This window comes from uncultured Altibacter sp., assembly GCF_963972995.1.
Taxonomy (GTDB): domain Bacteria; phylum Bacteroidota; class Bacteroidia; order Flavobacteriales; family Flavobacteriaceae; genus Altibacter.
Window position 1 is genome coordinate 1 of the sequence record NZ_CAXAXI010000049.1, and the last position, 6,513, is coordinate 6,513.

Annotated in this window: 1 protein-coding gene; it reads right to left on the reverse strand. The window is 41.9% G+C overall.

Annotation, left to right across the window (positions count from 1 at the left end):
* Positions 1 to 6,123 (reverse strand): Ig-like domain-containing protein (locus tag AACZ11_RS12710; protein ID WP_339832691.1); only part of this gene is annotated, 6,123 nt, incomplete at its 3' end.
* Positions 6,124 to 6,513: the final 390 nt, after the last annotated feature.

Below are 6,513 nucleotides of genomic sequence, written 5' to 3' on the forward strand. Positions count from 1 at the left end.
AGGAAGATCCACATACGTATTGTTGATGTCGTCAACGGCTAAGATATCGTTTCCGATAAACCCTACCAGAATGGTCACAGTAGCAGAATCTGTCGCAACAGGAGTACCATCATCAAAAATGGAGTACACAAAACTGTCAGGACCGTTATAACCCGGATTCGGAGTATACACAAAGCTTCCGTCTGCATTTAGAATTACAGTACCATTGCTAGGGCCGCTAGAAGGACTAATTGCAATATCCACTGTTTGATTATCTCCTTCAGGGTCGGTATCATTATCTAACACATTTGCATTGATCGCAATTCCAACAGTAGTATAGTAAGAATCATCAACTGCTGTGGTTATATTATCGGTAGTATCCAATACTTGAATGGTCACCGTAGCGGTGTCGCATAGTGCAGGAGTTCCGTTATCACAAATGGTATAGGTAAAGGTATCTTCGCCTACAAAATCTGTATTTGGTGTATATGTATAAGTTCCGTCAGGGTTTATAACTACTGTTCCGTTGCTTGGATCGGTATTGGCCGTAACCGTAATAGGGTCACCATCAGGATCATAGTCATTAGGAAGAACATTTCCATCTACAGGAACATTCTTCTGTGTTGTATTTGTATCGGCATTCGCTACCGGAGGATCATTATTTGGTCCATCTATCGGTTGGATCTCAATATATACAACAGCACTATCACACGCTTGTGGATTTCCGTCGTCACAAATAGTATATTCAAAACTATCTTCTCCAATGTAATCTGTTGGAGGAATATAAGTATAAGCTCCTGAGGTAGGATCTATTGTAACAATAACTCCTTGCGCTGTTGTTACCGTTGTTGTTGTTACGGTTTGCGTATCTCCTTCCAGATCAAAATCGTTAGTAAGAACATTTCCGCTTACAGGAATATTGACAAAGGTATCATTGATATCATCCACGGCAACTGTCGTGTTTACAAACGGACTGATTAAAATAGTAACCGTAGCAGAATCTGTAGCCACAGGGCTTCCGTTGTCAAAGATGGAGTACACAAAACTATCCGGACCAAAATATGCGGCATTCGGTGTATACACAAAGCTTCCGTCTGCATTTAGAATTACAGTACCATTGCTAGGGCCGCTAGAAGGACTAATTGCGATATCTACTGTTTGATTATCTCCTTCAGGATCGGTATCATTATCTAACACATTTGCACTTATCGGCACTCCTATTTGTGTGAAATAGGCATCGTCTACTGCAGTTGTTATATTGTCTGTTGTATCCAATACTTGAATTGTAACTACAGCCGTATCACATAACGCCGGTGTTCCGTTATCACAAATAGTATATTCGAAAGTGTCTTCTCCTAAATAATCCAAAGGTGGGTTGTAGGTATAACTACCATCCGGGTTGATGTTCACAGTCACACCTTGAGCGGTCGTTACGCTTGGTGTGGTGATAGTAATTGGGTCACCATCCGGATCGTAATCGTTAGGAAGCACGTTTCCGTCTACAGGCACATTTTTCTGTGTTGTATTTGTATCGGCATTCGCCACCGGAGGATCGTTATCTGATCCATCCATTGGTTGTACCTCGATATACACGGTAGCACTATCACATGCTTGTGGGTTTCCATCGTCACAGATGGTATATTCAAAACTATCTTCTCCAATAAAATCGGTTGGAGGTGTGTACGTATATGCACCGGTAACAAGGTCTATTATCACAGTAACACCACGTACGGTTGTTACAGTAGTGGTTGTAACTGTTTGTGTATCCCCTTCAAGATCGAAATCATTTGTGAGTACATTTCCGTCCACTGGAGTATTTACAAAAGTATCATTGATATCATCTACCGCCACGGTACAATTCTTCAGAATAGTTACAGCAACAGAGGCATCACACCCGTTAGCATCTACGACACTTATGGTATGGTTACCTTCAGTGAGATCGTTAAAGGTTCCGGATGCCTGAGGAGTACCTCCGTCCAATGCATATAGATACGGTGGTGTTCCTCCGCTTGCCGCCACAGTGACAGCACTTGGTGCACTACACAAGATATCAGTTTGAGAAGTAATGTTTATTGATAATGCTTCGGAAGGTTGCATCACCATTGCGCTATCGGTCTTTGTACAGCCATTTGCATCAGTAATGACAACCGAATAACTTCCTGCAGTAAGATCGAATAAGTCTTCCGTAGTTTCACCATTCGGACTCCAGACGAAAGAATAAGGTGGTGTTCCCCCGGTAACGGTAAGGTCCAGTGATCCTGTGTCATCTCCAAAACACGCCACATTAGTAACAGCAATACCCGAACTCAACGGACTTGGCTGGTTTACGGTTGTAGTTGAAGTTGCTGTACACAACGTAGATTGATCGGTCACAGTTACTGTATAAACACCCGCCGTTAAACCGGTGATGGTTTGAGTGGTTTGGCCTCCCGGACTCCAAGAATAGGTAAAAGGTCCTAATCCACCTGTTACTCCAACAGTTGCTGTACCGTCACTTCCCCCGTTACATGAAACAGGAGTAGATGAGGCATTGGCAGCCAGGTCACGACAGGATCCCGGATTTACTGTGGTTGACGCCATTGCTGTACATCCGTTCGCATCGGTAACTGTCACGGTATAGGTTCCGGCGCTTAGTCCGGTAATCGTTTGTGTTGTTGCACCTCCGGGGCTCCACGAATAGGTATAAGGAGGAGTTCCACCTGTTGGATTCGCAGTTGCGGTTCCATCACCGGTGGTTGGACCGGTCTCATCTGTAGATGTAGCGGTTACATTAAGCGCTGTAGAAGGTTGTGTGATCGTTACACTTTGTTGTACGGGCTGGCACAATGTTCCATCAATAGTCACGCTTACGGTATAAACGCCTGCTGCTAAATTTGAAACAGTACTGGTGCTTACACCTGCATCTATTTGAGGAGGCACGGTGTTCCAAGTAAAGGTAAAAGTAGCTCCGGGATTCATGGCGGAACTTGCGCTAACAGTCGCACTTCCTGTCATCTCATTGGTACACAGAACATTTATCACTTCATCAACAGTAATTACAGCATCGCAATTAGGAACACAGTCGATAACCACACCCTGTTGTAGTGTACAATTATTTGCATCGGTCACTACCACGGTATGAGTACCGGCCGGAAGATTAGTAGCCGTTGCAGTCGTTTGGTTCCCTGCGCTTGCGCTCCACTGGTAGGTGTATGGCGGCACTCCACCCGACGGATTAGCCGTTGCTTGTCCGTTAACACAACCCCCTGTAGCTGTTGCATTCATTTTTGTGATTTGAATGCTTATAGGTTCAGGTTGCGTTAATGTAACACTTATTGAATCTGTATTTCCTAAAGAATCGGACACTCCAATGGTATAAACTCCCGCTGCCAAGTTGTTAAAAGTTGGTGAACTTTGTGGTGTCCCTCCATTTAAGGTATACGTATATGGCGGAATTCCTCCGGAAGCGGTAACCGTTATTGATCCGGTGGTATCACCATTACATAAAATATCGGTTTTAGACTGAAGGGTAAGTACTACTTCTATTCCATCTACGAAATCATTTCCGCACGTAGACTCTAAATCGATCGTACGGGTGATCAAGTTATCGTTTGCTCCGTCAACATCTGAAATAGATATATATCCGGCCGGATCATTCTCACGAATTTCATAAGTAACATCTACCAGCGCTTCAGGAATTTGAGCGATCGCTTTATAGTTCCCGTTAGCATCTGTGAAAACGGTTTGTGCGCTTCCATCATTTCCGGTGACGTCAATTTCAACATTCTGCAACGGATTTCCATTGTCGTCGCTTACATTTCCGCAGATCACCGGATAGGTAACAATCACTGAATTTGGATTGGTATACTCTGCACAACTCATATTAAGTGAGTAATAGCGATCATCGTTACCGTCAATTTTTCCGATTCGATATTGAACCGATGATTTCGTTTCATAATACGTACTGAAAGTAAAGCGTGGATCCAATGAAACATCTCCTCCCGGAGCTGTTATTACAGAATTGGCTGTTCCACGAACAACGGTAGCAGTTTGAGCAAGATTTAAAACGGTGTTATTACTTACGAAATATGCATCGGGTAAGGTTACTTCTGCATATTCACGCGTTGTTGACCCATCGCCATCAATGTCTAAAGGTGTTGCATAGAAGGAAATATCAACTTCATCTCCATAGTTTCCGCCAGAGGTAACGAATGTGATATCAAATAGCACACTTTGGTTTAAATTATTGGTACTGTTAATGCGCGGCTGGAACGCTTCAGGAAGCCCTGACGAGGTCACATCTATATTAAGCAGCGAAGCTCCTCCTGTAAATTCAACAATCTTAACAAGTGCATCGATGGTGGTCCCGTGGGGATTCCCCGGAAATACATTTGAAAATCTATATACAGCGCCCACTTGCAAGTTCGAACCGGAAACAAGCGCTGGATTGTTAAAGTCTGAATCCTTATAAAGTGGCGAGCAGTTACAGTCTCTGGTAGCCGGTGGCGGACCCGGTAGAGGTACCACGGTAGGATCATCTTGATCGTTACTATTGTCATCGGAAAGATCGTCTGCAACACCCACACAACCGCTTCCGGTAACGGGCGCTAAAGGTCCTCCATTTCTGCTGCTTCCGTTTATAACCTCAAAATCTCCAAAGATCGAACCTATCCCAATAGGTTGTGAGCAACTAGTATGGATCTCTTGTACAAGATTGTTGTTTATATATATATCAATCTTCGGTCCAAAGGTATTTTGTGGTGGGTCTTGTCCGACGAACTCAAAACGCTCTCCTGGCTGCACAACGTTGTTAAAGACAATTTGTCCGTCATGCTCAATCACCTTTATCTGGGCGTTGAAGACATTTCCTAAATATTCTAATTCGAGATAATTTACTTTTCCGTCGCAGTTCCCGTTAGGATCCACAGGTTCATATTGATAGCATCCTTCTACTTCTGCTTGGTTTTCAACAAAACCATTAAGAATATCTGTGGGCGTTAGTGTATAAGTTGCCGTAAAGGCCGTATTATTAGATTGTCCCGGGTTCAAAGAAGCTAAAGAACCAGATACCGAAACCAATGGATCGGTGATTGTTATATCACTTAAAGGGGTTTGTCCGGTATTGGTTACTGTAAAATTATAGCTTACCGTTTCGCCCGCTTCAGCAGACCCATTTCCATTTAGATCATTAAATGTACCTGTTTTAATAAGTGCAATATCGGGATCGTTCCCGCATAAAGCATCCACGTTCACTCCTGCTGCGATGACCCATGATTGCCCATTAACACTTTGGCCGTTTTGTCCGTTGCGAGTGTCTACAGTTAATGTTACCTGAGTAATATTTCCCGGAACATTTCTTAGAATTAAGGACGGAATCGTTAAACAACAAGAAGCTTGTGGTAAGGACGCATCGGGCCCGTATACAAAAATTTGATCTGTTACGCCACCTGCTTCCGCTTTTAATAACAAGTATCTTCCATCTGTGGTCATTTCAGAAATAGGGGATTCTATAACAAGATCTCTCGCTACCGGAAATGATGGAATCGAAATATTAATAGTTTGAATATCGTTGTACCCACTTCTGTTTGTAAATACTCCAGAACTTCCGGGTGAACCGGGTGCATTTCTGAATGCATAGATCACTACAGATTGGAGATTGCATTTATTATTCCCGTTCGTGTACGTAATGCTGCTTGTGTTTCCTTGGATGATCTTTCGATATACCCATATATTGGAACTAGAACCAAACGGCACCGACCGTTGTAGTGTATGATTCACATTATTTGAATCTTTTACTTGTATGCTGGATCCGGGGTTTCCACCTTTATATACAATTTCAACAGCATATTGATAAACACTTCCAGAATTTGGAATAGTAGCTGTAGTAGTTTCATTACAGTTTGCATTAAAACCGTATTCGTCTACTCGCTTGTCTTCACCACATTCAAATAACCAAGTATCATTCGTCATTGAAGCAACACTCTCACTATGGAAAGTAATGTTATTTGAAGCAACATACGATACCTGTTTATTTGTATGTATAAATTTTGATTCATAATCGGGTACCGGATAACCAAATACCGTTGTAAGAGAACACAGCAACATGGTTAAAGTCAACCAATTCGCTATTCTCTTTTTTGCTGAAAAAGAAGTAATATTTTGCATACACTCTAAATTTTAATACGTTTTTCTCGAAGAAAATCTTGCCCCAACTGCAATCAATTTCTTTACTAGGAATATCAAATATACGTAGGAAAAAATGTTAAAGTCTTACAAAAATATATGTTTTAGGTGAACAGTTATGTATTCTCGGTGAACGACCAATAATTTGAGTTTTTAACGATTTTTTTTGTAGGAAAAGTAAATACGTGTTTACACGTATCCCCGCATCACAAAAGGCACTGTTAAAATATTTTTTGTGAGAATACTTTTTGTTTTGTTAATAACTGAAGCCTTTATCTACGCAGTTTTTGTAGAAAAATTACAGGTTTAGGAGATAGAAAACAAAAAGCGTTCAAAGTGATTTTGAACGCTTTTGTTTGTTATTAGTTCGTG